Source organism: Herbaspirillum sp. WKF16 (genome assembly GCF_028993615.1).
GTDB lineage: Bacteria > Pseudomonadota > Gammaproteobacteria > Burkholderiales > Burkholderiaceae_D > Herbaspirillum.
On record NZ_CP118632.1, the window covers coordinates 838,463 to 860,326 of the forward strand.

At 66.3% G+C, this 21,864-nt stretch carries 14 protein-coding genes and 1 tRNA gene; 4 read left to right on the forward strand and 11 right to left on the reverse strand.

Annotated features, from left to right (window positions below; translation table 11 throughout):
• The first annotated feature begins 196 nt into the window (after positions 1-196).
• Positions 197-1,231, forward strand: coding sequence for an AraC family transcriptional regulator (locus tag Herbaro_RS03775; RefSeq protein ID WP_275013951.1), 1,035 nt, complete (start codon positions 197-199; stop codon positions 1,229-1,231).
• 120 nt (positions 1,232-1,351) lie between these two features.
• On the opposite strand, the gene Herbaro_RS03780 is transcribed toward Herbaro_RS03775, so the two are convergent.
• The 6 genes from Herbaro_RS03780 to Herbaro_RS03805 all read right to left on the reverse strand — a co-directional run bounded on the left by Herbaro_RS03780 (position 1,352) and on the right by Herbaro_RS03805 (position 11,710).
• Positions 1,352-1,428, reverse strand: a tRNA-Met gene (locus Herbaro_RS03780).
• A gap of 99 nt (positions 1,429-1,527) precedes the next feature.
• Positions 1,528-2,484, reverse strand: a complete 957-nt coding sequence (miaA, locus tag Herbaro_RS03785) for a tRNA (adenosine(37)-N6)-dimethylallyltransferase MiaA (protein WP_275012512.1) — start codon at positions 2,482-2,484, stop codon at positions 1,528-1,530.
• 3 nt (positions 2,485-2,487) lie between these two features.
• Positions 2,488-4,413: a DNA mismatch repair endonuclease MutL gene (gene mutL, locus Herbaro_RS03790; protein ID WP_275012513.1), complete on the reverse strand. Its 1,926-nt coding sequence runs from the start codon at positions 4,411-4,413 to the stop codon at positions 2,488-2,490.
• Positions 4,414-4,475: 62 nt separating this feature from the next.
• Positions 4,476-6,455, reverse strand: a complete 1,980-nt coding sequence (locus tag Herbaro_RS03795) for a methyl-accepting chemotaxis protein (protein WP_275012514.1) — start codon at positions 6,453-6,455, stop codon at positions 4,476-4,478.
• Positions 6,456-6,886: 431 nt separating this feature from the next.
• On the reverse strand, positions 6,887-9,865 hold the full coding sequence (locus Herbaro_RS03800; RefSeq protein WP_275012515.1) for a sensor domain-containing protein: 2,979 nt from the start codon (positions 9,863-9,865) through the stop codon (positions 6,887-6,889).
• Between the two features lie 114 nt (positions 9,866-9,979).
• On the reverse strand, positions 9,980-11,710 hold the full coding sequence (locus Herbaro_RS03805; protein ID WP_446719324.1) for a methyl-accepting chemotaxis protein: 1,731 nt from the start codon (positions 11,708-11,710) through the stop codon (positions 9,980-9,982).
• Positions 11,711-12,020: 310 nt separating this feature from the next.
• On the opposite strand from Herbaro_RS03805, the gene Herbaro_RS03810 reads away from it, so the two are divergent.
• Entirely contained in the window at positions 12,021-12,683 is a 663-nt protein-coding gene (locus Herbaro_RS03810) for a VTT domain-containing protein (RefSeq protein ID WP_275012517.1), read from the forward strand.
• An 80-nt stretch (positions 12,684-12,763) separates the two neighbouring features.
• On the opposite strand, the gene Herbaro_RS03815 is transcribed toward Herbaro_RS03810, so the two are convergent.
• Together Herbaro_RS03815 and tsaE are read right to left on the reverse strand one after the other, a co-directional pair.
• The gene (locus Herbaro_RS03815; protein WP_275012518.1) at positions 12,764-14,128 is read right to left on the reverse strand and encodes an N-acetylmuramoyl-L-alanine amidase; all 1,365 of its coding nucleotides are present in this window, start codon (positions 14,126-14,128) and stop codon (positions 12,764-12,766) included.
• On the reverse strand, positions 14,092-14,577 hold the full coding sequence (gene tsaE / locus Herbaro_RS03820) for a tRNA (adenosine(37)-N6)-threonylcarbamoyltransferase complex ATPase subunit type 1 TsaE (protein ID WP_275012519.1): 486 nt from the start codon (positions 14,575-14,577) through the stop codon (positions 14,092-14,094). The genes Herbaro_RS03815 and tsaE overlap by 37 nt, the downstream gene beginning before the upstream one ends.
• A gap of 36 nt (positions 14,578-14,613) precedes the next feature.
• On the opposite strand from tsaE, the gene queG reads away from it, so the two are divergent.
• Together queG and Herbaro_RS03830 are read left to right on the forward strand one after the other, a co-directional pair.
• Complete coding sequence (gene queG, locus Herbaro_RS03825; RefSeq protein ID WP_275012520.1) at positions 14,614-15,717, forward strand: tRNA epoxyqueuosine(34) reductase QueG; 1,104 nt, start codon at positions 14,614-14,616, stop codon at positions 15,715-15,717.
• A gap of 32 nt (positions 15,718-15,749) precedes the next feature.
• Positions 15,750-18,227: a penicillin acylase family protein gene (locus Herbaro_RS03830; RefSeq protein WP_275012521.1), complete on the forward strand. Its 2,478-nt coding sequence runs from the start codon at positions 15,750-15,752 to the stop codon at positions 18,225-18,227.
• Between the two features lie 21 nt (positions 18,228-18,248).
• Here Herbaro_RS03830 and Herbaro_RS03835 read toward each other — a convergent pair whose 3' ends face one another.
• From Herbaro_RS03835 to Herbaro_RS03845, 3 genes are read right to left on the reverse strand one after another with little or no spacing between them, the layout of a single operon-like run.
• Positions 18,249-19,139 (reverse strand): AEC family transporter, encoded by an 891-nt coding sequence (locus tag Herbaro_RS03835; RefSeq protein ID WP_275012522.1) that lies wholly within the window; start codon positions 19,137-19,139, stop codon positions 18,249-18,251.
• A 14-nt stretch (positions 19,140-19,153) separates the two neighbouring features.
• Positions 19,154-19,744, reverse strand: a complete 591-nt coding sequence (locus Herbaro_RS03840; protein WP_275012523.1) for a response regulator transcription factor — start codon at positions 19,742-19,744, stop codon at positions 19,154-19,156.
• A gap of 54 nt (positions 19,745-19,798) precedes the next feature.
• Entirely contained in the window at positions 19,799-21,823 is a 2,025-nt protein-coding gene (locus Herbaro_RS03845) for a PAS domain S-box protein (RefSeq protein ID WP_446719325.1), read from the reverse strand.
• Positions 21,824-21,864: the final 41 nt, after the last annotated feature.

Below are 21,864 nucleotides of genomic sequence, written 5' to 3' on the forward strand. Positions count from 1 at the left end.
GGGGATGAGCCGCCTAGGAGGAGGGCGGGATTGGATTCTGTGACTGCATGACGGCGTCTCCGATGACTCGTTTTAAATGGCGCTGGCGTCGCGTTGCCGCGCCTTGTGTCCAGAATAGTAGTGAGATACGCTTGGAGCGGGAAGGTCATTTTCGGTCATCATGCAGGTCATCAAAGGACAACGTGAAGAGGCGGTAATGTCGGAGATTCTGCCGAAGGCAACGGAGCGGATCTATGCGCCGTACAAGATCAATGCGGTAGTGGAGGTGTTGGCCGAGCAGGGCATCGACGCGCCATTGGCGCTGGCCGGAACCGGCCTGTCGCCTGCGCAGTTGCACGATCCAAGCGCGCTCACCTCGATCAGGCAGTTTCTGACTGTGTGCGAGAACGCGATCGCCCTGAGCCGGGATCCGGCAACGCCATTCGAGATCGGCAGCCGCCTGCACCTGTCGGCCTACGGGATGTATGGCTACGCGCTGATGTCGTGCCTCTCCCTGCGGGAGTATTTTCGTCTGGCCGTGAAATACCGGCGACTGGCGACGCCGCCCTTCCCGGCGATCTGGGAGGAGCGCGGCGCAACGGTGACGTGGCGTTTTCCGGACAGCTTCGTGTCTCCGCCATCGGCTGACATGAGGCGCTTCCTGTTCGAGCTCCAGCTGGCCATTACCGTCACGCATGTGCAGGAGGTGGCGGGTTTCGATTGCCCGCCGATGCAGGCGAGGATTCCTTACGCCCGTCCCGGGCACGCGGCGCTCTACAGGAAATTCCTCGCTTGCGCGTGCGAGTTCGATCAGCCGGAGACGCAACTGCTCTATGACAGCGCCATCCTGGACAGGAAACCGAAGATGGCGCATCAGCTCACGGCGTCCCTGGTCCAGGAAACATGCGATCGCCTGCTCGGGCAGGCAAAGATATCCGAGGGGGCGACAGGGGAGGTGTATCGGGTGCTGATGGCGGTGCCCGGGAATTTCCCGTCGATGGAAGAGGTGGCGGAGCGCTTGAATACGACGCCACGCACACTGCGGCGAAAACTGTCGCTTGAGGAAACCTCGTTCCAGCAAATCCTCGACGACGTGCGAAGCGCCTTGGCGATCGAGTACTTGCAAAGCTCGAAGATGAGCACCGACGATATCGGAATGCTGTTGGGATTCTCCGATACGGCGAACTTCCGCCGGGCGCTCAAGCGCTGGACCGGAAAAGGATTGGAGGAGCTGCGCCTTTCTTCCGGGTGACGGTGTCTTGGCCTTGGGTATCGATGCCCCTCAATGCGCCGCCAACAACAAAAAGCCCGCTGCGGACACGAGGTCTGCAGCGGGCTTTTGGATTCTACTGGACATCTTCGAATCTGCATTTGGTGGTGATAGGTGGACTTGAACCACCGACCCCAGCATTATGAGTGCTGTGCTCTAACCAACTGAGCTATATCACCAGAAGCAAGCCCGAAACTATATTGGTCTTTGGCCGGTCTGTCAATAGACTCCGGACCTTTTCCTGTATTTTTTTGCCGGGAGCGCCTTGCAGGCGCTTTTCAGGGCCTTGCCCGGGCACCAACAGCCTGGTTGACCTCGTTCCATACCCGTTCGGTGGCGTCGGCCCGGTTGCAGTCGATGGCGATGCGCTCCGGCATCGAGCGCAGCCAGGTCAGTTGCCGCTTGGCCAATTGGCGGGTGGCGACGATGCCCTTGTCGCGCATGGCGGCGAAGTCGATCTCGCCGTCCAGGTATTCCCACATCTGGCGGTAGCCGACGCAGCGCATCGAGGGCAGGCCCAGGTTGAGGTCGCCGCGTGCGCGCAGGCCGGCGACTTCCCGTTCCAGCGCGCCGCCGGCCAGCATCAGGTCGAAGCGCAGCGCGATGCGTTCATGCAGGACCGCGCGTTCCGAGGGCTCCAGCGCCAGCGGCAGCAGATCGAAGGGCAGCGGCTCTGACGCCTTCTGCGACAACAGCGACGACATCGGCCGCCCCGTCAGCAGCGTGATCTCCAGCGCGCGCTGGATGCGCTGGCTGTCGTTGGGCTTGAGGCGCGCGGCGGTGACCGGATCCAGCGTCGCCAGCCGGGCGTGCATGGCCGGCATGCCCACGCGCGCGGCCTCGTCGTCGAGCTGGGCGCGCAGCGCCGGATCGGCCTGCGGCAATTCATCCAGGCCGTCGCGCAGCACCTTGAAGTAGAGCATGGTGCCGCCCACCAGCAGCGGCAGCCTGCCGCGCGCGGTGATTTCCATGGCCAGGCGCAGCGCGTCCTGGCGGAATTGCATGGCCGAATAGGCGTCGGCCGGGTCGATGATGTCGATCAGGTGGTGCGGCGCCTCGGCCAGCTCCGCCGGGCTGGGCTTGGCCGTGCCCACATCCATGCCGCGGTAGACCAGGGCCGAGTCGACCGAAATGATTTCGCTGGGGATGCGGCGCGCGATGTCCAGCGCCGCGGCGGTCTTGCCGGAGGCGGTGGGGCCCATGATGGCCACGGCCAGGGGACGTGCGGATGACATGGCTTACTGGCCGCGCAGGAAGAGCTTGTCCAGGTCGGACAGGGCCATCTGGCTCCAGGTCGGGCGGCCGTGGTTGCACTGGTCGGAGCGTTCGGTGGCTTCCATCTGGCGCAGCAGCGCGTTCATCTCGGGAATGGTCAGGCTGCGGTTGGCGCGCACCGCGGTGTGGCAGGCCAGCGTGCCCAGCAGTTCGTTGCGGCGCTCCAGCAGCACGCGCGAGCCGCCGTATTCGCGCACGTCGCGCAGCACGTCGCGCGCCAGCGTCTGGGCGTCGGCGTTCTTGAGCAGCGCCGGCACCGCGCGCACCGCCAGCGTGGTGGGCGACATCACGGCGATGTCGAAGCCCAGCGCCGACAGCGTCTCTTGGTGCTCCTCGGCGGTGCCGACCTCGACCGCGTCGGCATAGAAGGTGACCGGGATCAGCATCGGCTGCACGAACATTTCCTTCTCGTCGAGCGCGTTCTTCAGCTGCTCGTAGAGGATGCGCTCGTGGGCGGCGTGCATGTCCACCACCACCAGGCCGGCGCTGTTTTGCGCCAGCACGTAGATGCCGTGCAACTGCGCCAGCGCGAAGCCGAGCGGGAAGTCGCCGGCCGGCATGTCCTGCGGCGCGCCGGCGCGCGGCGCGAAGGCGGACGTGTACGGCGCCTGCGACTGGTTCAGCTGCGACGGGTTGGCGGCGTCGCCGCGGAACATGGCGCCGTAGGCTTCCGAGTTCTGGCGCACGCCCATGCCGGCGTTGCCGCCGAAGGAGAACGGGCGCGGCTGTTCGGCGAACTGGCTGGAGAAGCTGGCCTGCTGCTGGTCGCGCATCCACGGTATCGGCGCCGCGCCGGTGGCCGGGTTCGCTTGCGCGGACTGCGGCGCCGGAGCATTGCCGAACGAGGTGGCGGAGGTCTGCGCCAGCGCGCGCGACACCGCGTGGAACACGAACTGGTGCACGCTGCGGCTGTCCCGGAAACGTACCTCGATCTTGGACGGGTGGACGTTGACGTCGACCAGCGCCGGGTCGAGCTCCATCGACAGGGCATACGACGGGTAGCGGTCGCCGTGTAGCACGTCCTGGTAGGCGGCGCGCACGGCGTGGGTCAGCAGCTTGTCGCGCACGAAGCGGCCGTTGACATAGAAATACTGGCCGTCGGCGCGCGCCTTGGAGGCGGTAGGCAGCCCGACGAAGCCGTGCAGGCGCAAGGGGCCGGCCGACTCGTCCAGCGACAGGCGGGCATTGGCGAATTCATCGCCCAGGATGTGCGCGCTGCGCTTGGCGAATTCGCCCACGTTCCAGTGATCGACGGTCTTGCCGTTGTGCGAGAGCGAGAAGGAGACGTCCGGGCGCGCCAGCGCGATGCGGCGCACGACCTCGGCGCAGTGGCCGTATTCGGTCTGTTCCGACTTGAGGAACTTGCGGCGCGCGGGGGTGTTGAAATACAGGTCCTGCACGTCGATGGTGGTGCCCTGCGCGCCCGACGCCGGCGACACCGTGCCGTGCTGCGAGCCGGTGATTTCCCAGGCGTGCGGGGCGTCGGCCGTGCGGGTGGTGACGGTCAGCTGCGCTACCGAGGCGATCGAGGCCAGCGCCTCGCCGCGGAAACCCAGCGTGCCGACGTTTTCGAGGTCGGTCAGCGAGGCGATCTTGGAGGTGGCGTGGCGCGCCAGCGCCAGCGGCAGTTGCTCGGGCGGAATGCCGCGGCCGTTGTCGGTGATGGCGATGCGCTTGACGCCGCCTTGCTCCAGGCGCACGGTGATCTGGGTGGAGCCGGCGTCCAGCGCGTTTTCCAGCAACTCCTTGACCACGGCCGATGGGCGCTCGATCACCTCGCCGGCGGCGATCTGCGAGATCAGCTGATCGGGCAGGGCCTGGATCGGGCGATAGGTGGGGGCGGCGGCCGCAGCGGGCCCGGCAGCGGTGGGGGAATGCGGTGCGTTCATGCCGCGATTATACCGTCGTCAGCCGCCCGCCCGGGAGCGGGGGCGGGCGCCCGGCAAGGCGCTCAGATGCGGAAGGCGCTGACCGCCGCCGCCAGCTGCTCGGCCTGTTGCTGCAGCGATTGCGCCGCGGCCGCGGCCTGCTCCACCAGCGCCGCGTTCTGCTGGGTGGTCTCGTCCATCTGGGCGATGGCGCGGTTGATCTGGTCGATGCCTTCGCTTTGCTCGCGGCTGGCGGTGGTGATCTCGCTGATCACCGTGGAGACGCGCTGCACGCTGTCCACCACGTCGCCCATGGTGGTGCCGGCCTGGCTCACCAGCTGGCCGCCGGCGCCCACGGTCTGCACCGAGGCGTCGATCAGCTCCTTGATTTCCTTGGCGGCGCTGGCGCTGCGCTGGGCCAGCGTACGCACCTCGGTGGCCACCACGGCGAAGCCGCGGCCCTGTTCGCCGGCGCGCGCGGCCTCGACTGCGGCGTTCAAGGCCAGGATGTTGGTCTGGAAGGCGATGCCGTCGATCACGCTGATGATGTCGACGATGCGCTGCGAGGAGGCATTGATGGCGTCCATGGTCTGCACCACCCGGCCGACCACTTCGCCGCCCTGGCTGGCCACGCCGGAGGCCGAGCTGGAGAGCTCGTCGGCCTGCATGGCGTTGGCGGCGTTCTGCTTCACGGTCGAGGTCAGTTCTTCCATGGCCGAGGCGGTTTCTTCCAATGCGCCGGCTTGCTGCTCGGTGCGCGCGGAAAGGTTGAGGTTGCCGGCCGCGATCTCGCTGGCGGCGGTGTTGATTTCCTCGGTGCCGGCGCGCACGGTGGAGACCACTTCCGACAGGCCTTCGCTGATGCCGTTGAAGGCGCCCATCAGGCGGCCGATCTCGTCGTGGCGGGTGACATGCAACCGGGTGGTCAGGTCGCCGCCGGCGATGCGATCGGCGGCGTCGCACACCGCGTCCAGTGGGCGCGACACCATGCGGCTGACCAGCACCGCCAGCAGCGCGCCCAGGATCGCCAGGAACAGCAGGCCGAAGCCGATATAGACATTGCGCATGCTGCTGACTTCGCGCGTGATCTCGTCGACATAGGTCTCGCCGGCGATCAGCCAGTTCCAGCCTGGATAGCGGGTGAAGGCGATGATCTTCTTGCGGCCGTCGGCGGCGGTGTAGTGCAGCGAGCCTTCCTTCTGGTCCAGCATGGCCTTGATGTAGCCGTCGCCGGAGGCGTCCTTCAGGTCCAGCAAGCTGGCGCCTTCTTCCTTTCCTTCGCGCGGCGCGCCGGCGATCATCACGCCGAGGTCCTTGCCTTGCTTGCCGTTGAGCACGTAGAAGAAACCGGTGTCGCCGATCTTCAGGGCCTTGATCTTGTCCTTGAGCGCCTTGACGTCGGGCGAGATGTCGATGCCCACGTACAGCGCGCCGATGATCTGGCCGGCGGCGTTCTTCATGGGCACGTACTTGGTGATGTATTGCTTGCCGAACAGCGTTGCAAGTCCGCTGTAGGGCTTGTCGGCCTTCAGCGCGGCGTAGCCTGGGTGGGCGCGGTCGAGCAGGGTGCCGATGGCGCGCTCGCCGTTTTCCTTCTTCAGCGAGGTCGACACGCGCACGAAGTCGTCGCCGGTCTTGGCGAAGATGGTGGCGGTCACCGCCGTCTCGGCGGTGAAGCGATCGGGGATGGTGAAGTCGAGGTTCAGGTCGCGGCCGTCGTTTTGCAGCGCCGGCGTGGCGCGGTCGCCGATCTGGATGGTGCGTCCCTCGTCGAGCGTGAATTTGCCCGGGAACTCGTTGCCGAACATGGTGGAGAAGCGATCCACCTGGCTGTTGACCGAATGGTCGAACATCTCGACCATGTGCACCACGCTGCGCGCCTCGTTGCTCATCTGCTCCACCGAGCGCCGCTCCACCATGCGCGAGGCGGAATAGGTGATCAGCATCAGTGCGATCACGAACACGGCGCCCACCAGGGCAACGGTGAACGCGGTCAGTTTTGCACCGACCGATCGGTTGAGCAGGGAAGCGCGGGGCGCCAAAGCGGACATATCAGTAGCCATAACTGTTCTTGTTCTTCAGAAAAAAGCCAAACGAGGAATCTGCAAATACCGATCGAGATGTCCGGCCGATCGCAACCGGTGCAACCTGGGCGGCCCGGGACGGGCGCCGTTACTGCGCTTGCGGATAGCTGCCGGCCCGGACATGGCGGGCCGCTGAAACGTTGGTGCGGCCGGGCTGTGGATCCCGGCGGTTACGTTTACATCTCTGGATTTACGGAGGAAGGCAGAAGTTTATCGCGACAGGTCTTTGATCTGTTTCAAATTTTTCCTATGTTTGCGCCAACATTTTTGGAGCTGTTGTTTTTCTGTACGGAAAGTAATCTTTTGTCATTGCATCCTGACATGAATGGCGAAGTATTGGTGAGTTTGTGCCTGCGGGCGGCTGCGGCCAGCCCCGCACGGCCACCCACGGGCGCCGGCTGCGGCCAATGTCAGCGCTTGGCCAGGTTGCCCTTGCCGGCCGCGAAATCGCGGATCCAGTTTTCCAGGTTGTCGGCCGACATCGGCCGCGAGAAGTAGTAGCCCTGGCCGACCTCGCAGCCCTGCTGCATCAGCAGTTCGTACTGCTCGACTTCTTCCACTCCCTCGGCCACCACGGTCAGTTTCAGGCTTTCGCCGATGCGGATGACGGCATTGGTGAGCGCGCTCACGGTCTCGTCCTTGGCCATGTCTCGCACGAAGCTTTGGTCCAGCTTGAGTTCGCCCACCGGCAGCTTGCGCAGGTAGCCCAGGCTGGAGTAGCCGGTGCCGAAGTCGTCCATGGCCAGCGGCACGCCCAGCGCGTGCACGGCGGCGATGGTCTGGCTGGTGCTGGGATTGGTGTCCATCAGCACGGTCTCGGTGATCTCGATGGTGAGGTCGGTGGGCGAGAGCGAGTAGCGCTCCAGCAGTTCGGTGACGAAGTGCGGCAAGTCCAGGTCGTGGAAATTGGTGGCCGAGAGGTTGACCGAGATCGACGGCACCCGGATGCCGCGCCGGCGCCAGTCCGACAGCTGGAAGCAGGCCTCCTCCAGCGCCCAGCGGCCGAGCTCGCCGATCAGGCCGCATTCCTCCGCGATCGGGATGAAGCGGCCCGGGGAGATGTTGCCCAGTTGCGGATGGGGCCAGCGCGCCAGCGCTTCCACGCCGTGCAGGCAATGGTCCTTGAGGTGGACCTGCGGCTGGTAATGCAGCTCGAAGTCGCCGCCGCGCAGCGCGTCGCGCAGCGCGCCTTCCAGCGCCAGGCGCTCCTGCGCCATGCTGTTCATCTCGTCGCTGAAGAAGCTGAAGCGGCCGCGATTGACCGCCTTGGCCTGGTACATGGCGATGTCGGCGCGATGCAGCAGGGTCTCGATGTCGTTGCCGTTGTCCGGGAACAGCGCCACGCCGATGCTGGCCGACGGATTGATCGGCGTGCCGCTGATATGCACCGGCTGGGCCAGCCGGTCCTGGATGCGCTTGACCACTTCGTTGAGGTGATTGTCGTCGTACTGCGTGAGCACCACCACGAACTCGTCGCCTGACAGGCGGCCGACGATGTCGGAGCGCCGCGCCTGCGATTGCAGCCGGGTGGCCACGGTGCGGAGCAGCTCGTCGCCGGCCTGGTGGCCCAGCGAGTCGTTGACCTGCTTGAAGCGGTCGAGATCGATGAACATCACCGCCACCGTGCTGCGGCTGCGCTCGGCGGCGGCGATCGCCTGGCCGGCCTGGACCAGCAGCAGGCTGCGGTTGGGCAGGCCGGTCAGCGAATCGTAGAAGGCCAGCTGGTGGATGCGCGCGCGCGAGGCTTCGCGTTCGATGGCCAGGGCGCACAGGTGCAGGCCGGCGTCCACCAGCAGGTGATGGAAGGCGCTCGGATTGCGCACGTCGCGGTAATAGAAGGCGAAGGTGCCGATCACCTTGCCGTCGGACGACTTGATCGGGGTCGACCAGCACGAGCGCAGGCCGTGCGGCAGCGCCAGCTGGCGGTAATCGACCCAGCGCGGATCGGTGGCGATGTCGGTGCTCACTACCGGTTCTCCGCTAAAGGCAGCGGCGCCGCAGGCGCCCACCGCCAAGCCGATCTGGGTGCCGTCCAGCGCGCGGTTGTAGGCCTCCGGCAGGCTCGGGCCGGCCAGGGTGTGCAGCCGGCCCTGCTCGTCCACGCGCAGGATGGAGGCCACCACCTCGGGCGCGACGCGCTCGACCTCCTCGCACAGCAGGTTCATTTGCTCGGTCAGCGAGGAGTCGCGCGCCATGGCGTTGAGCACGCGGTATTGCAGCACTTCATGCACCTTGGTGTTGGTGATGTCGGTCATCACGCACACCGCGTTGACCAGCTTGCCGGATGCATCCAGGATGGGATTGACCACCGCCGACATCCACAGCGGCTGGTCGTGCATGTTGTGGATCAGCTCCTCGGTGTGGAAGCTGCGCCCCTGCAGCAGCTCGTCGTGGCAGCGCTCGATCGACTTGACGAAGTTGGGATGGGCGGCGAACAGCTCGTGCGGCTTCTTTCCGATCACCTGCTGCGCCTGGAATCCCAGCATGCGGGTGAAGCCGATGTTGTGGAACACGATGCGGTTGCGGTCGTCGGTGATGATGACGGCGTTGTCGGTCTCGTTGATCCCCAGCGAGAGCAGGTGCAGGTGCTCGCGGTCGCTGACCTCCCGCGTGACGCGGTAGGTGGCGTCGTTGCCGATGCAGATGATGCGCTCCGGCTTGCCGTGGGCATCGAGCACCGGCGAATAGGTGGCCTCCCACCAGACCGTGCGCCCGTTGCGGGCGCGGCGCTGGAAGCGGCCGGAGAAGAAGCGCCCGTGGCAGACGTCGCGCCAGAACAGCGCGTATTCCTCGCTGTTGGCGTAGGCGTCGTCGCACAGCACGCGGTGCGGCTTGCCGACCAGCTCGTCGGCCAGGTATTCCATGGTCTTGAGGTAGTTGCTGTTGGCCGAGAGGATGATGCCTTCGGCCGACAGCTCGACCACTCCCAGCGAGCGGTTCAGCGCATTGAGCACGCTGTGGCTGTTGCGCGAATCGTCGATATGGGCGGTGATGTCGGCGGCCACCGAGATGACCTTCAGCAACTGGCCGTCGCCGTCGAGGATGGGGCTGCAGATGGCTTCCAGCCACAGCGTGGTGCCATCGGCGCGCAGGCGCTGCAGGGTGCCGGAAATCACCTCGCCCCGGCGCAGGTGCTCCCAGAACTGCTGGTAGTGTTCGGTGGAAACGTAGGTCGGGTCGCACAGCATGCTGTGGTGCTCGCCCACCAGCTCCTCGCGGCTGTAGCCGAGCAGGCGCAGGAAATTGTCGTTGGCCGCCAGCAGGGTGCCGTCGGCGGCGAATTCCAGCATGGCCATCGAGCGCGACAAGGCTGCCAGCAAGGCGTCCCTTTCGTCGCTCGGCAGTCGTTTGTGGCCCAGTTCCCCGATGAACGGCTCATTGCTCTGCATTGCAGGCTCCCCCCTGGTCTGCGGTAACGGCGCCTGCTTGCCCGGGCGCCGCCTTGCTTGATCATATCTAATTTGCCGCGCTTGCGCAGCTAGGACGCACAAGCGCGGCGGTGTTCAGAATTGCTCCCAGTCGCCGGCATCGTCGTGGGCCGGCTTGACGGGCGCGGCGGGCGCAGCTTTTCTCGCAGGCAACGCCGCAACGGCCAGCCTGGCGGCGGCTGGCGGCGGCGAGGGCGCCTTGGCCGGGGGCTGCGCCGCAGCTGCGGGCGGCGCGCGGCGCGGCGCCGCGGCTTGCGCCGTATCGAGCTTGAACACGCCGACCACTTCGGTCAGGCGGATCGCCTGTTCCTGCAATGCCTGGGCCGCAGCAGCGGCCTGCTCGACCAGCGCGGCATTTTGCTGGGTGGTCTGGTCCATCTGCGAGATGGCGTGGTTGACCTGCTCGATGCCGGTGCTCTGCTCCTGGCTGGCCGAGGAGATCTCGGCCACCACGTCGGTGACGCGCTGCACGCTGGTCACCACTTCGCTCATGGTGACGCCGGCCTGCTCGACCAGCTTGCTGCCGTTGCCCACCGTCTCCACCGAGTCCGCGATCAGTTCCTTGATCTCCTTGGCAGCCGTGGCGCTGCGTTGCGCCAGCGTGCGCACTTCCGAGGCCACCACCGCGAAGCCGCGGCCTTGCTCGCCGGCGCGCGCCGCTTCCACGGCGGCGTTCAAGGCCAGGATGTTGGTCTGGAAGGCGATGCCATCGATCACGCTGATGATGTCGACGATCTTCCTGGACGACTCGTTGATCGAGGCCATGGTTTGCACCACTTCGCCCACCACGCTGCCGCCCTGCTGCGCGACGCTGGAGGCCGAGGCGGCCAGCTGGTTGGCCTGGCGCGCGTTGTCGGCGTTCTGCTTCACGGTCGAGGTCAGCTCTTCCATGGCCGAGGCGGTTTCTTCCAGCGAGCTGGCCTGCTCCTCGGTGCGCGAGGAGAGGTCGAGGTTGCCGGTGGCGATCTCGCCGGAGGCGGTATTGATGGTGTCGGTGGCCTGGCGCACCTGGGTCACGATCTTCTGCAGGTTGCCGTTCATGGTCTGCAGCGCCGAGAGCAGCTGGCCGGTTTCGTCGCTGCTGTCGACCTCGATGCGGCTGGTGAGGTCGCCCTCGGCCACGGTGCGCGCCAGGCGCACCGCGTGATTGAGCGGCCGCGTGATGCTGCGGGTGAGCTGCCAGGCCACGGCGACGGCGAACAGGATCGCCAGCGCCACGAGGCCCAGGGTCAGGTTGCGCGCCTGCTCGTATTGCGCGCGCACCGCTTCGGAGGCTTCGCGCATGAGCTGGTCCTGGTAGCGCACCAGCTCGCCAACCTTGTCCAAGTAGCTCTGGCGCAGGTTCTGGTTGGCCGGTTCGTACATGACGACGATGGCCTCCTCGCGCTTGCCGTCCTTGAGCAGTTGGGTCAGCTTGTCGCTGCTGGCGATGTAGGCGGTGCGCGCCTGCTGGATCTGGTTGAACATCTCGCGGCCGTGGGCGCTGGCGATGGTCTTGTCCAGCGCCTGCATGTCTTCGCCGATCTTCCTGATCGAGGTGGCGATGGCGGCTTCCTGTTGCTTGAGCTGGGCCTGGTCGCTCATCAGCAGCAGGTTGCGGGTGGCGCGCAGGATCAGGTTTTCCTGCAGGATGACGTCGTTGGCCAGGACCGTCTTGGGGTAGTAGCCGTTGGTGACGCCGTCCATCCGATTGTTGAGCTCGGCCATGCGCGACAAGCTCAGCGCGCCGATGCACACCAGCAACACCACCATGACGGCAAAGCCTCCTGCCAGCCGGATGCCGATCTTCGTATTTTTCAGACTGATGTTCACCTGGTTCCCCTCACTGTTATTGGTGACTGCCAACGCGCAGCACTGGCGCGCGCAAAGCCTGTTATCGGATGACTGGCTTGCGTTCTGAAGTGTCTCCCGGCAATTTACAGTTGTACACCTGGTGTGTTGGGCAAAACGGACGGATGCGATCCAATCCAATGTAGTCCGAAAGCCCGCGGGGCTATGGTGTATGATCACCTGTCGGGATGAGATCGCCACTCGTCATTTGCAGTGTTGCCGCCAGAGCAATACGCGATAGCGCGGCGCGGGACGCCGCCGGCATGTTTGATAGACGATGGGGCTTATGGATTATCTGCAGTTGCTGGACGTGCTGGTGCACGTGGACAAATACCTCGGGGTCCTGATCGAGCAGTACGGCACCCTGATCTATGCGGTGCTGTTCCTGATTGTGTTCTGCGAGACCGGCCTGGTGGTGCTGCCGTTCCTGCCGGGCGACTCGCTGCTGTTCATCGCTGGAACCTTCTGCGCCACCGGCGCCATGAACATCTGGGTCCTGATGGCCTTGCTGGTGGTGGCCGCGGTCGGCGGCAACACGCTCAATTACTGGATCGGCGCGCTGGTGGGCCACCGGGTGTACACGCACAACTATCGCTGGCTCAATCCCGACGCCCTGAAGAAGACCCACGCCTTCTACGAGAAACACGGCGGCAAGACCATCGTGATTGCCCGCTTCACTCCCATCGTGCGCACCTTCGCCCCGTTCATCGCGGGCGTGTCGGCCATGACCTTCGCCAAGTTCCAGCTGTTCAACGTGCTGGGCGCCTTCCTCTGGGTGGTCGGCCTGGTGGTGCTGGGGTATCTTTTCGGCAATATTCCGGTGGTCCAGCAAAACCTGAACTGCCTGGTCATCGTCGGCATCATCGGCGCCATCATTCCCATCGTGCTGGGCGCGGCCTGGCAGATCTGGCGCAAGCTGCGCGGAAAGCGCAAGGTCAGCAACGCCTGAGCTCCCTGCAGCAGGGAGCGTAAAACAAGAAGCCCCGGCCTGCGATGCAGTGCCGGGGCTTCCTGTTTGCGGCGCGGGCTTCAGGTCAGCTTGTTCTTGGCCAGCGGCGGATTCTTGGCGAAGTACTTGCGGATGCCGGTGAGGATGGCGTCGGCCATCTGGTCCTGGTAGCGCTCGTCGGTCAGCTTGGCTTCTTCTTCCGGGTTGGAGATGAAGGCCGTTTCGATCAGGATGCTGGGGATGTCCGGCGCCTTCAGCACGGCGAAGCCGGCCTGCTCCACCGCACCCTTGTGCAGCTTGTTGATGCCGCCGATTTCCTTGAGCACCGCATTGCCCACGCGCAGGCTGTCGTTGATCTGCGCCGTGGTCGACAGGTCCAGCAGCACGCTGGCCAACTGGCGGTCGTGGGTCTTGATGTTGACGCCGCCGATCAGGTCGGCGGAGTTCTCCTTGTTGGCCAGCCAGCGCGCCGCGGTCGAGCTGGCGCCCTTCTCGGACAAGGCGAACACCGACGAGCCGCGCGCGGTCGGCTGCACGAAGGCGTCGGCGTGGATCGAGACGAACAGGTCGGCCTGCACCTTGCGCGCCTTGACCACGCGCTGGCCCAGCGGCACGAAGAAATCGGCGTCGCGCGTGAGCATCACGCGCATGTTGGGGTATTGCTCGATCTTGCGCTTGAGGCGCTTGGCGATGGACAGCACCACGTCCTTCTCGCGGTTGCCGCGCGCGCCGGTGGCGCCGGGATCCTCGCCGCCGTGGCCGGGGTCGAGCGCAATGGTGATCATGCGCGTCAACTGCAGGCGCGGCTCGTCCTGGGCCACCTTGGGATTCTTGTCGAGCTTGTCCTCGGGCTGCGGCCTTTCCGCCAGCGGCGCCGGATCGGGCTTGGCCGGCTGCTGCGGCGGCTGGGCTTGCGCCTGCGCCGGATCCTTGGGCGCCTCCTTCATCCAGTCGCCCTTCTGGATCAGGGCGGCGATCGGGTCCGGCGGATTGGTCGGGTAGAGGTCGATCACGAAGCGGTATTTGTATTCGCCCACCGGCGCCAGCGTGAACACCTGCGGCTTGATCTCGTCCTTCAGGTCGAACACCAGGCGCACCACGCTCGGCCGGTTCTGGCCCACGCGCACCTGCTTGATGTAGGGATCGTTGGGCTGGATCTTGGCGACCAGGTCCTTCAGGGTGCTGTTCAAGTCGATGCCTTCAATATCCACCACCAGGCGTTCAGGGTCCTTCACCACGAAGTGGGTGACCTTGAGGTCGCTGTCGTTCTCCAGCGTGACGCGGGTGTAATCGTCGGACGGCCACACGCGCACGGCCAGGATCTGCGAGGCCAGGGCGGGCAGGGGAGTGACGACGGAGACGAAGAGGGCGCCGCCTGCTTTGAGGATGGTGCGGCGGCTTTTGGACTTTACAGGTTCGGAGCGAATTTCAGTCGAGCGAGGCATTGATGACCCTTGTCAGACAACGCACGTAATTCTACATCACGGCCGTGCTGCGCAAGCATCAGGCTGACGTGAATGTCCGGCGGCGGCAACACCGTGTCGCCCTTTTCGGGCCATTCGACGATGCAGATGGTGTTTTCGTTGAAATGTTCTCGGAATCCGGCGTCAAGGAACTCCTCGGGACTGGCCATCCGATACAGGTCGAAGTGGATGACTGTTACCATGCGCTCTGCGATTTCCACTTCATAGGGTTCGGCCAGCGTATAGGTCGGGCTCTTGACCCGGCCCTGGTGGCCGGCCGCATGCAGCAGGGCGCGCGTGAGCGCGGTCTTGCCGGCGCCCAGGTCGCCGTGCAGGTAGACCGCGAGCCCCGGCGCCAGCACCCGGGCCAGGTCGGCGCCCAGCTTGGCGGTGGCTGCCTCGTCGGGCAGATGGAGGTGGAGGCGCTGCATGTTCACTACTTGATTTCCGATTCCGTTTTCTGGTTCATGACCGCTTCCGTCGACCTTGCCGCACTCGCCGCCGCCATCAAAGCCTGGGGAAAAGACCTGGGCTTCGCCGAGGTGCGCATTGCCGACGTCGACCTGTCGCATCGCGAGGCCGGTTTCCAGGCCTGGCTGGACAAGGGCTACCACGGCGAGATGGATTATATGGCAAGCCACGGCATGAAGCGCGCGCGCCCGGCCGAACTGGTGCCGGGCACGGTGCGCGTGGTCAGCGTGCGCATGCCCTACGTGCCCGCGCCCAATGACGGGCAGGACGCCGACTGGCGCGAGCGCGAAGAGGCGCGCAGCGCCGACCCGGCCGCGGCCCAGGTCTCGATCTACGCCCGCGGCCGCGACTATCACAAGGTGCTGCGCGCGCGCCTGCAGCAGCTGGCCAGCCGCATCGAAGGCGAGATCGGCGCGTTCGGCTATCGCGTCTTCACCGACTCGGCCCCGGTGATGGAGGTGGCGCTGGCGGAGAAGGCCGGCCTCGGCTGGCGCGGCAAGCATACGCTGCTGCTGCATCGCGACGCCGGCTCGATGTTCTTCCTGGGCGAGATGCTGACCGACCTGCCGCTACCGGTGGACGAGCCGGTCACGCCGCACTGCGGCCAGTGCAGCGCCTGCATTGACGTCTGCCCGACCCAGGCCATCGTCGCGCCCTACGAGCTGGATGCGCGGCGCTGCATCTCCTACCTCACCATCGAACTCAAGGGCAGCATTCCCGAGGAGCTGCGCGGGCTGATCGGCAACCGCATCTATGGCTGCGACGATTGCCAGCTCTATTGTCCCTGGAACAAGTTCGCGCAGCGCGCCAGCCTGCCCGACTTCGACGTGCGCCATGGGCTCGACGCAGCCGGCCTGGTCGGGCTGTTCGCCTGGAGCGAGGAAGAATTCCTGAAGAACACCGAAGGCAGCGCGATCCGCCGCATCGGCCACGAGCGCTGGCTGCGCAACCTGGCCGTCGGCCTGGGCAATGCCGCGCAGTCGCCGGCGCATCGCGGCGACGCCGGCATGGTCGCGGCATTGCGCGCGCGCCAGGCTCATCCGTCGGCGCTGGTGCGCGAACACGTGGCTTGGGCGCTGGAGAAGCATGGAGTAAAGTAGGTCTCCCATAAAAACAACCATGGAGACCACCGATGCCAATATTGAAACACCGGGCGGGCATGATCGCCGCCGCGCTGGGCTGTTCCATCCACCTCGCCCTGATCCCCGCGTCCCAGGCCCGCGACGCGCAGGCCTTCAAGCTTCCGCCCACTGCCGCCAACGAGACCATTTCCATCCCCGGCCTGCGACAGCGCGCCGAGATCCTGGTCGACCGCTGGGGCGTGCCGCATATCTTCGCCGCCAACCAGCGCGACGCCTTCTTCATGCAGGGCTTCAACGCCGCGCGCGACCGGCTGTTCCAGATCGACCTGTGGCGTCGCCGCGGGCTGGGCCAGCTGTCGGAAGTGTTCGGCCCGGCCTACGTGGCGCAGGACAAGGCCACCCGCCTGTTCCTCTATCGCGGCGACATGCGGCGCGAATGGGATGCCTACGGCCGCGGTTCCGAGCAGGTGGCGCAGGCTTTCATTGAGGGCATCAACGCCTACATCGATTACGTCTCGCTGCACCAGGAGCAGCTTCCCTGGGAATTCCGCCAGCTGGGCTACCTGCCGGCCAGGTGGTCGGCCGAGGACGTGGTGCGCATCCGCAGCCACGGCCTCACGCGCAACCTGCTGAGCGAAGTGGCGCGCGCCAAGGTGACCTGCGCGGCCGACCTGAAGTCCGACGAGGTGCGCTTCGGCTTGACCCCCAAGTGGAGCGCGCAGATGCCCGAGGGGCTGGATCCCTGCCTGCCCAAGGACCTGCTGAAAGTATTTTCGCTGGCCACGCAGGACGTCAAGCTGACCAGGGAAAGCCTCAACGCATCGGCGGGCGACCCGGCCGCCGCCGACGGCCGCCTGGTGCGCGCAGAGCCGTCCGTCAACCTGGAAGAAACCATGGAAGGCAGCAACAACTGGGTGGTGGCGCCATCGAAATCGGCCACCGGCCGCGCCATCATGGCCAACGACCCGCACCGCGCCTACTCGGCGCCCTCGCTGCGCTACATCGCCCACATCAGCGCGCCGGGGCTGGACGTGATCGGCGCCGGCGAGCCGGCCTTGCCGGGCGTATCGATTGGCCACAACGGCACCATCGCCTTCGGCCTGACCATCTTCAACATCGACCAGGAAGACCTGTACGTCTACGAGCTCAATCCCGCCAATCCCAATGAATACAGATACCAGGGCCGGTGGGAGGCGATGCGCGTGTTGCACGAACCGGTGCGCGTGAAGAACGGCGCGCCGGCGGTGGCCGACCTGACGTTCACGCGCCACGGCCCGGTGATCTATGTGGATCGCGAGAAGAACCGCGCCTACGCCGTGCGATCGGGCTGGCTGGAGCCGGGCATGTCGCCTTACTTCGGCAGCATCGACTACATGCGCGCGCGCGACTTCAAGAGCTTCAAGCATTCGATGCTGAACTGGGGCGCGCCCACCGAGAACCAGGTCTACGCCGACGTGAAGGGCAACATCGGCTGGGTGCCCGGCGGCCTGGCGCCCAAGCGCCCCAACTGGGACGGCCTGCTGCCGGTGCCCGGCGACGGCCGCTACGAATGGGCCGGCTTCTGGCGCGGCGACCAGCTGCCCTCGACCTACAACCCCAAGCAAGGCTGGTTCGCCTCGGCCAACCAGATGAACATCCCGGCGGACTACCCCTACCAGGAGCGCAAGCTCGGCTTCGAGTGGACCAACAACTCGCGCTTCAGCCGCATCAGCGAAGTGCTGGGCGGCTTGTCCAAGGTCTCGCTGCAGGATTCCATGAAACTGCAGAACGACGACCTGGCCATTCCCGCACGCCGGCTGGCGGCGCTGCTGAAGCCGCTGTCCTCGGACGACGCCGATACCCGGGCCGCGCTGCAGATCATCGGCAACTGGGATTATGTGGAGCGCAGCGACGCGCCGCAGCCGGCGCTCTACGAAGTATGGCTGTCGCGCCATCTGGGGAAGGCGTTCAAGTATGCGGTGCTGTCCAGGGCCGCCGCCGACGCCATGCCCGCGCCCGACACCGCGGTGCTGCTCAATACCCTGGAAAGCCCGGTCCCGGCCTTCGGCGCCACCGATGCCGAGGCCCGCGCCAGGCGCGACCAGGTGCTGCTCTCCAGCCTCGGGCAAGCCTATGCCGAGATGGTCAGGCTGCAGGGCGCGGACGCGGCGCAATGGCAATGGGGCAAGCTGCATCACAACCTGATGGCGCACCCCTTCGCCGGCGTGGTGGATGAGGCCACGCGCAAGAAGCTCAACGTCGGACCCTTGCCCAAGCACGGCGGCGCCTACTCGCCCAACCAGTCGACCTATCGCGTGAGCGACTTCCAGCAGACCAACGGTCCCTCGTTCCGGGTGGTGGTGGACGTGGGCAACTGGGACAATTCGCGGGCGGTGAACTCGCCGGGGCAGTCGGGCAATCCGGACAGCCCGCACTACCGCGACCTGGCCGACAAGTGGCTGCAGGGAGAGTACTTCCCGCTGCTGTATTCGCGCGCGGCCATCGAGAAGGCCACTGAGCGCCGGATCGTGGTGACGCCGGCCAAGTAGCGGGCAGCAAGACGGCTGGCGCTAGTGCACCAGCGCCAGCCAGAAGGGAATGGTCGCGGCCGACACCAGCGTGCCGAAGGAAATCAGGAAGGCCGTGAACGGCCCGTTGCCGCCCATGCGCGCGGCCAGGATGTAGCTGCTCGAGGCCGTGGGCAGGCAGCAGAACAGCACCACGATGCGCAGCTGCAGCGGCGGCAGCTGCAGGTGGCGGCCGATCAGGTAAGCGGCCGCCGGCACCGCCACCAGTTTGATCGCCACCAGCCAGGCCACCATCAGTTTGCTCTCCTTCAAGCCCGCCAGCCGCAGTCCGGCGCCCACTGTCAGCAGGCCCAGCGCAATCGAGGCGCCGCCCAGGCGCGACAGCACCACGCCGGCCACCTCGGGCAGGTGCAGGCCGGCCACCGAGAACGCCAGTCCGGAGCCGGTGGCCAGCAGCAGCGGGTTCTTGGCCAGCTCGCGCAGCAGGCTGCCGTTCTTCGGCGCCAGCGCGTGCACCGCGGCCACATTGCACAGCGGCACCCCGAAGCCCAGCAGGATCGCCATCAGGCCCGCTCCTTCCTCGCCGGCCATGCGTGTGGCCAGCGCCAGCGCGATGTAGGAGTTGAAGCGGTAGGCGGTCTGCATGCCGGACTCGTAGGTCATCGGCGTGGCGCGGATGAAGGGCTTGCCCAGCCAGGTCAGGGCGATGCCCAGCAGCAGGGCCAGCATGCCGGTCTGCAGCAGGTCGCCGGTGGCGGCGAAGTCGAGCTGCAGGCGCGCGGTGGAGTAGAACAGCAGGGCCGGGAACAGCAGGAAGTAGACCAGCTTCTCCAGGCCGGCCCAGAAGGCGTCGCCCCAGCGCGCCAGGCGATAGGCCAGCACGCCCAGCGCGATCAGGCTGAAGTCTGGCAGCAGGAGGTTGACGATGTCCATGCGCGGGCCGGCCGTTACTTCAGCAGGCGCGCCAGCTCGACCGCGGTCTTGACGTTCATCTTGTCGAAGATATGGGCGCGGTGGACTTCCACGGTGCGCATGCTGATGCCCAGCTCGTCGGCGATCACCTTGTTCATCTTGCCGGCCAGGATCAGGTCCAGCACCTCGCGCTCGCGCGCCGAGAGCGCGGCCAGGCGGGTTTGCACGGCATCCTCGGCGCCCGAGGCGCGCGAACTCTCCAGCGCCTGCAGCACGCGGTCCATCAGTTGGTTGTCGTTGAAGGGCTTCTCGAAGAAATCGAAGGCGCCGTTCTTGAGCATATCGACCGCCATCGGCACGTCGCCGTGGCCGGTGAGGAAGATCACCGGACGGCGCCGCAGCAGTCCCTTGGACTTGAGTTCGTTGAACATGGCCACGCCCGACAGGCCCGGCATGCGCACATCCAGCAGGATGCACTCGCCGTCGGCGTCGAAGCCGGCGGCCGGCTCCAGCGCCGCCAGCAGCGCCTGGCCGCTGTCGTAGGCGGCTGCCGCGATATTGCGCGAGCGCGCCAGCCAGGCCAGCGAATCGCGGATGATCTCTTCGTCGTCGACTATGTGCAGCATCGGTATGCGGCGCCGCGCGCGGGGGCGTCGGCGCCAGTCTCTTCCTGATGGTTTTTAGTAGGTCCCGCCTTGCGCGGGCAGCGAAAACCGGAAGATTGTACCGCCAGCCGGGTTGTTGGTGTACGTCAGCGTGCCGCCGTGGAATTCGATCGTGGTGCGGCAGATGTTCAGGCCCATGCCCATGCCCTCGGCCTTGGTCGAGAAGAACGGCGAGAACAGGCGCGCGGCGACATCTTCGGCAATGCCGTGGCCCTGGTCGATCACCGACACCACCACCGACTCCGTGCTGCCCGCGCCGCGGTCGATCTCGGCCGTGATGCGCAGGATGCGGCGCGCCGACGGCACCGCCGCCATGGCCTGGATGCCGTTGCGGGTCAAGTTCAGGATCACCTGCTCCAGCAGCACCTGGTCGCCCAGCACGGGCGGCAGGTTGGACGGCACATGGATCTGCAGCACCACGAAGAATTGCTGCGCCTGCAGTTCCACCAGCGGCGTGATGTTATCGATCAGCTGGCGCACCTGCAGCCGCTGGCGCGCCGGTTCGCGCTTCTTGACGAACTGGTGCACGCTGCGGATCACGTGGCCGGCGCGCTGGGCCTGGGTGTGGATCTTTTCCAGCGCAGGCTGCAGCGCCTTGGGATCGGCGTTCCCCTGCTGCATCATGTTCAGCGCGCCGGTAGTGAAGCTGGAGATCGCCGCCAGCGGCTGGTTCAGCTCATGCGCCAGCGTGGAGGCGATCTCGCCCATGCTGGCCAGGCGGGCGCTGGCCTGCAGCTTTTCCTCCTGCGTGCGGTTCAGGTCTTCGGCGCGCTTGCGCTCGGAGATGTCGAGGATGGAGCCCATCCAGCCGGTTTGCTTGCCGTTCTGGTCCACCAGCGGCGATTCGAAGATCAGCACCGGGAAGCGCTCGCCGTCGCTGCGCTGGAAGATGGTCTCGTACTGCGGCGTGGCGCGTCCCGCCAGCACGTTGGAGAAGCGCTCCTGGTATTCGTCCATGGCTTCCGGCGCCCAGTAGGGCATGGGCGGGATCTTGCCCACCATGTCCTCGGCCGGGATGCCGACCATCTTGCAGAAGGCCGGGTTGACATAGGTGATGCGGCCCTCCAGGTCGCGCGCGCGCATGCCGGTGACCAGCGAGTTCTCCATTGCTGCGCGGAACGAGGCTTCGTTGAGCAGCGCGCCCTCGGCCTTGGTGCGGCGGTTGATGTCGCGCCACAGCGCCCACAGGCTCCACAGCAGGCCCAGCGACAGCACCATCACCGAACCCACCAGCAAGTTGGGCAGCAGCTTGGGCGCGCTCTTGGTGCTGTTGGTATGCAGCACCAGCGTCAGGCCGGGCAGCTCCAGCTCGCGCCGATGGGTATAGACGTTCAGGCCGGGGCCGCCGGCGGTGCGGCGCGCGATCACGTTGTCGTCGGTATCGGTGAGCGAGATCTCGTTGTCCTGGGCGAACCACCAGGGCACCATTTCGTTGAGGATGCGCGCCACCGCGTAGCTGGCCACCAGGCTGCCGATGTAGTGATTGTCGCGAAACAGCGGCACGTGGTAATCCATCAGCGCCGGCTCGGCGATGCCCGGCGGCACCGCCGGCGGGCTGTACAGCGGCCGGCGTAACTGATGGGCGCGGTCGCCGGTCATGCGCGAGGGTTCGGAGAGGTCGGCGCGGGTGATCGGGAAATCGTCGGTCGAGGCCACCGGCTTGCCGTCGGCGTCGAACCAGGTCACGCGATAGAACTCGCGGTTGTTGCGCAGCAGGGCATTGAGGCGGCTGCGGAAATGATCCAATCGCAGGTGGCCGTTGATGATCTCGCGGCCGATGATGCGCATGCTCTCGTCGTCGCGGCTCAACTGGAAGCGGATCGCCTGCTCCACCCACAGCGAGTCGGCGATCAACTGTTCCAGCCGTTCGCTGGCCTCCATCTGCTGCGCCTGGCGCGGCAGCCAGATCAGCGTGGCCATGAACAGGAACACCAGCAGGAACGGGATCAGCCAGCGCATGGTGGTCTTGCGGCTGGGCGCGAGCAGCAGCGAGGCCGGCGTGGGCTGGGCGGAAGTGGAGGCGGGCGAAGGCGGCTTCATGACGCCGCCAGTGTAGCCGCCGCGCGGGCCTTGCGCCAGCG

Coding starts and splice junctions, on each gene's coding strand:
- Herbaro_RS03775 (WP_275013951.1), top strand. CDS start 197: ATGTCGGAGATTCTGCCGAAGGCAACGGAGCGGATCTATGCGCCGTAC.
- miaA (WP_275012512.1), bottom strand. CDS start 2,484: ATGTCATCCGCACGTCCCCTGGCCGTGGCCATCATGGGCCCCACCGCC.
- mutL (WP_275012513.1), bottom strand. CDS start 4,413: ATGAACGCACCGCATTCCCCCACCGCTGCCGGGCCCGCTGCGGCCGCC.
- Herbaro_RS03795 (WP_275012514.1), bottom strand. CDS start 6,455: ATGGCTACTGATATGTCCGCTTTGGCGCCCCGCGCTTCCCTGCTCAAC.
- Herbaro_RS03800 (WP_275012515.1), bottom strand. CDS start 9,865: ATGCAGAGCAATGAGCCGTTCATCGGGGAACTGGGCCACAAACGACTG.
- Herbaro_RS03810 (WP_275012517.1), top strand. CDS start 12,021: ATGGATTATCTGCAGTTGCTGGACGTGCTGGTGCACGTGGACAAATAC.
- Herbaro_RS03815 (WP_275012518.1), bottom strand. CDS start 14,128: ATGCCTCGCTCGACTGAAATTCGCTCCGAACCTGTAAAGTCCAAAAGC.
- tsaE (WP_275012519.1), bottom strand. CDS start 14,577: ATGCAGCGCCTCCACCTCCATCTGCCCGACGAGGCAGCCACCGCCAAG.
- queG (WP_275012520.1), top strand. CDS start 14,614: ATGACCGCTTCCGTCGACCTTGCCGCACTCGCCGCCGCCATCAAAGCC.
- Herbaro_RS03830 (WP_275012521.1), top strand. CDS start 15,750: ATGCCAATATTGAAACACCGGGCGGGCATGATCGCCGCCGCGCTGGGC.
- Herbaro_RS03835 (WP_275012522.1), bottom strand. CDS start 19,139: ATGGACATCGTCAACCTCCTGCTGCCAGACTTCAGCCTGATCGCGCTG.
- Herbaro_RS03840 (WP_275012523.1), bottom strand. CDS start 19,744: ATGCTGCACATAGTCGACGACGAAGAGATCATCCGCGATTCGCTGGCC.
- Herbaro_RS03845 (WP_446719325.1), bottom strand. CDS start 21,823: ATGAAGCCGCCTTCGCCCGCCTCCACTTCCGCCCAGCCCACGCCGGCC.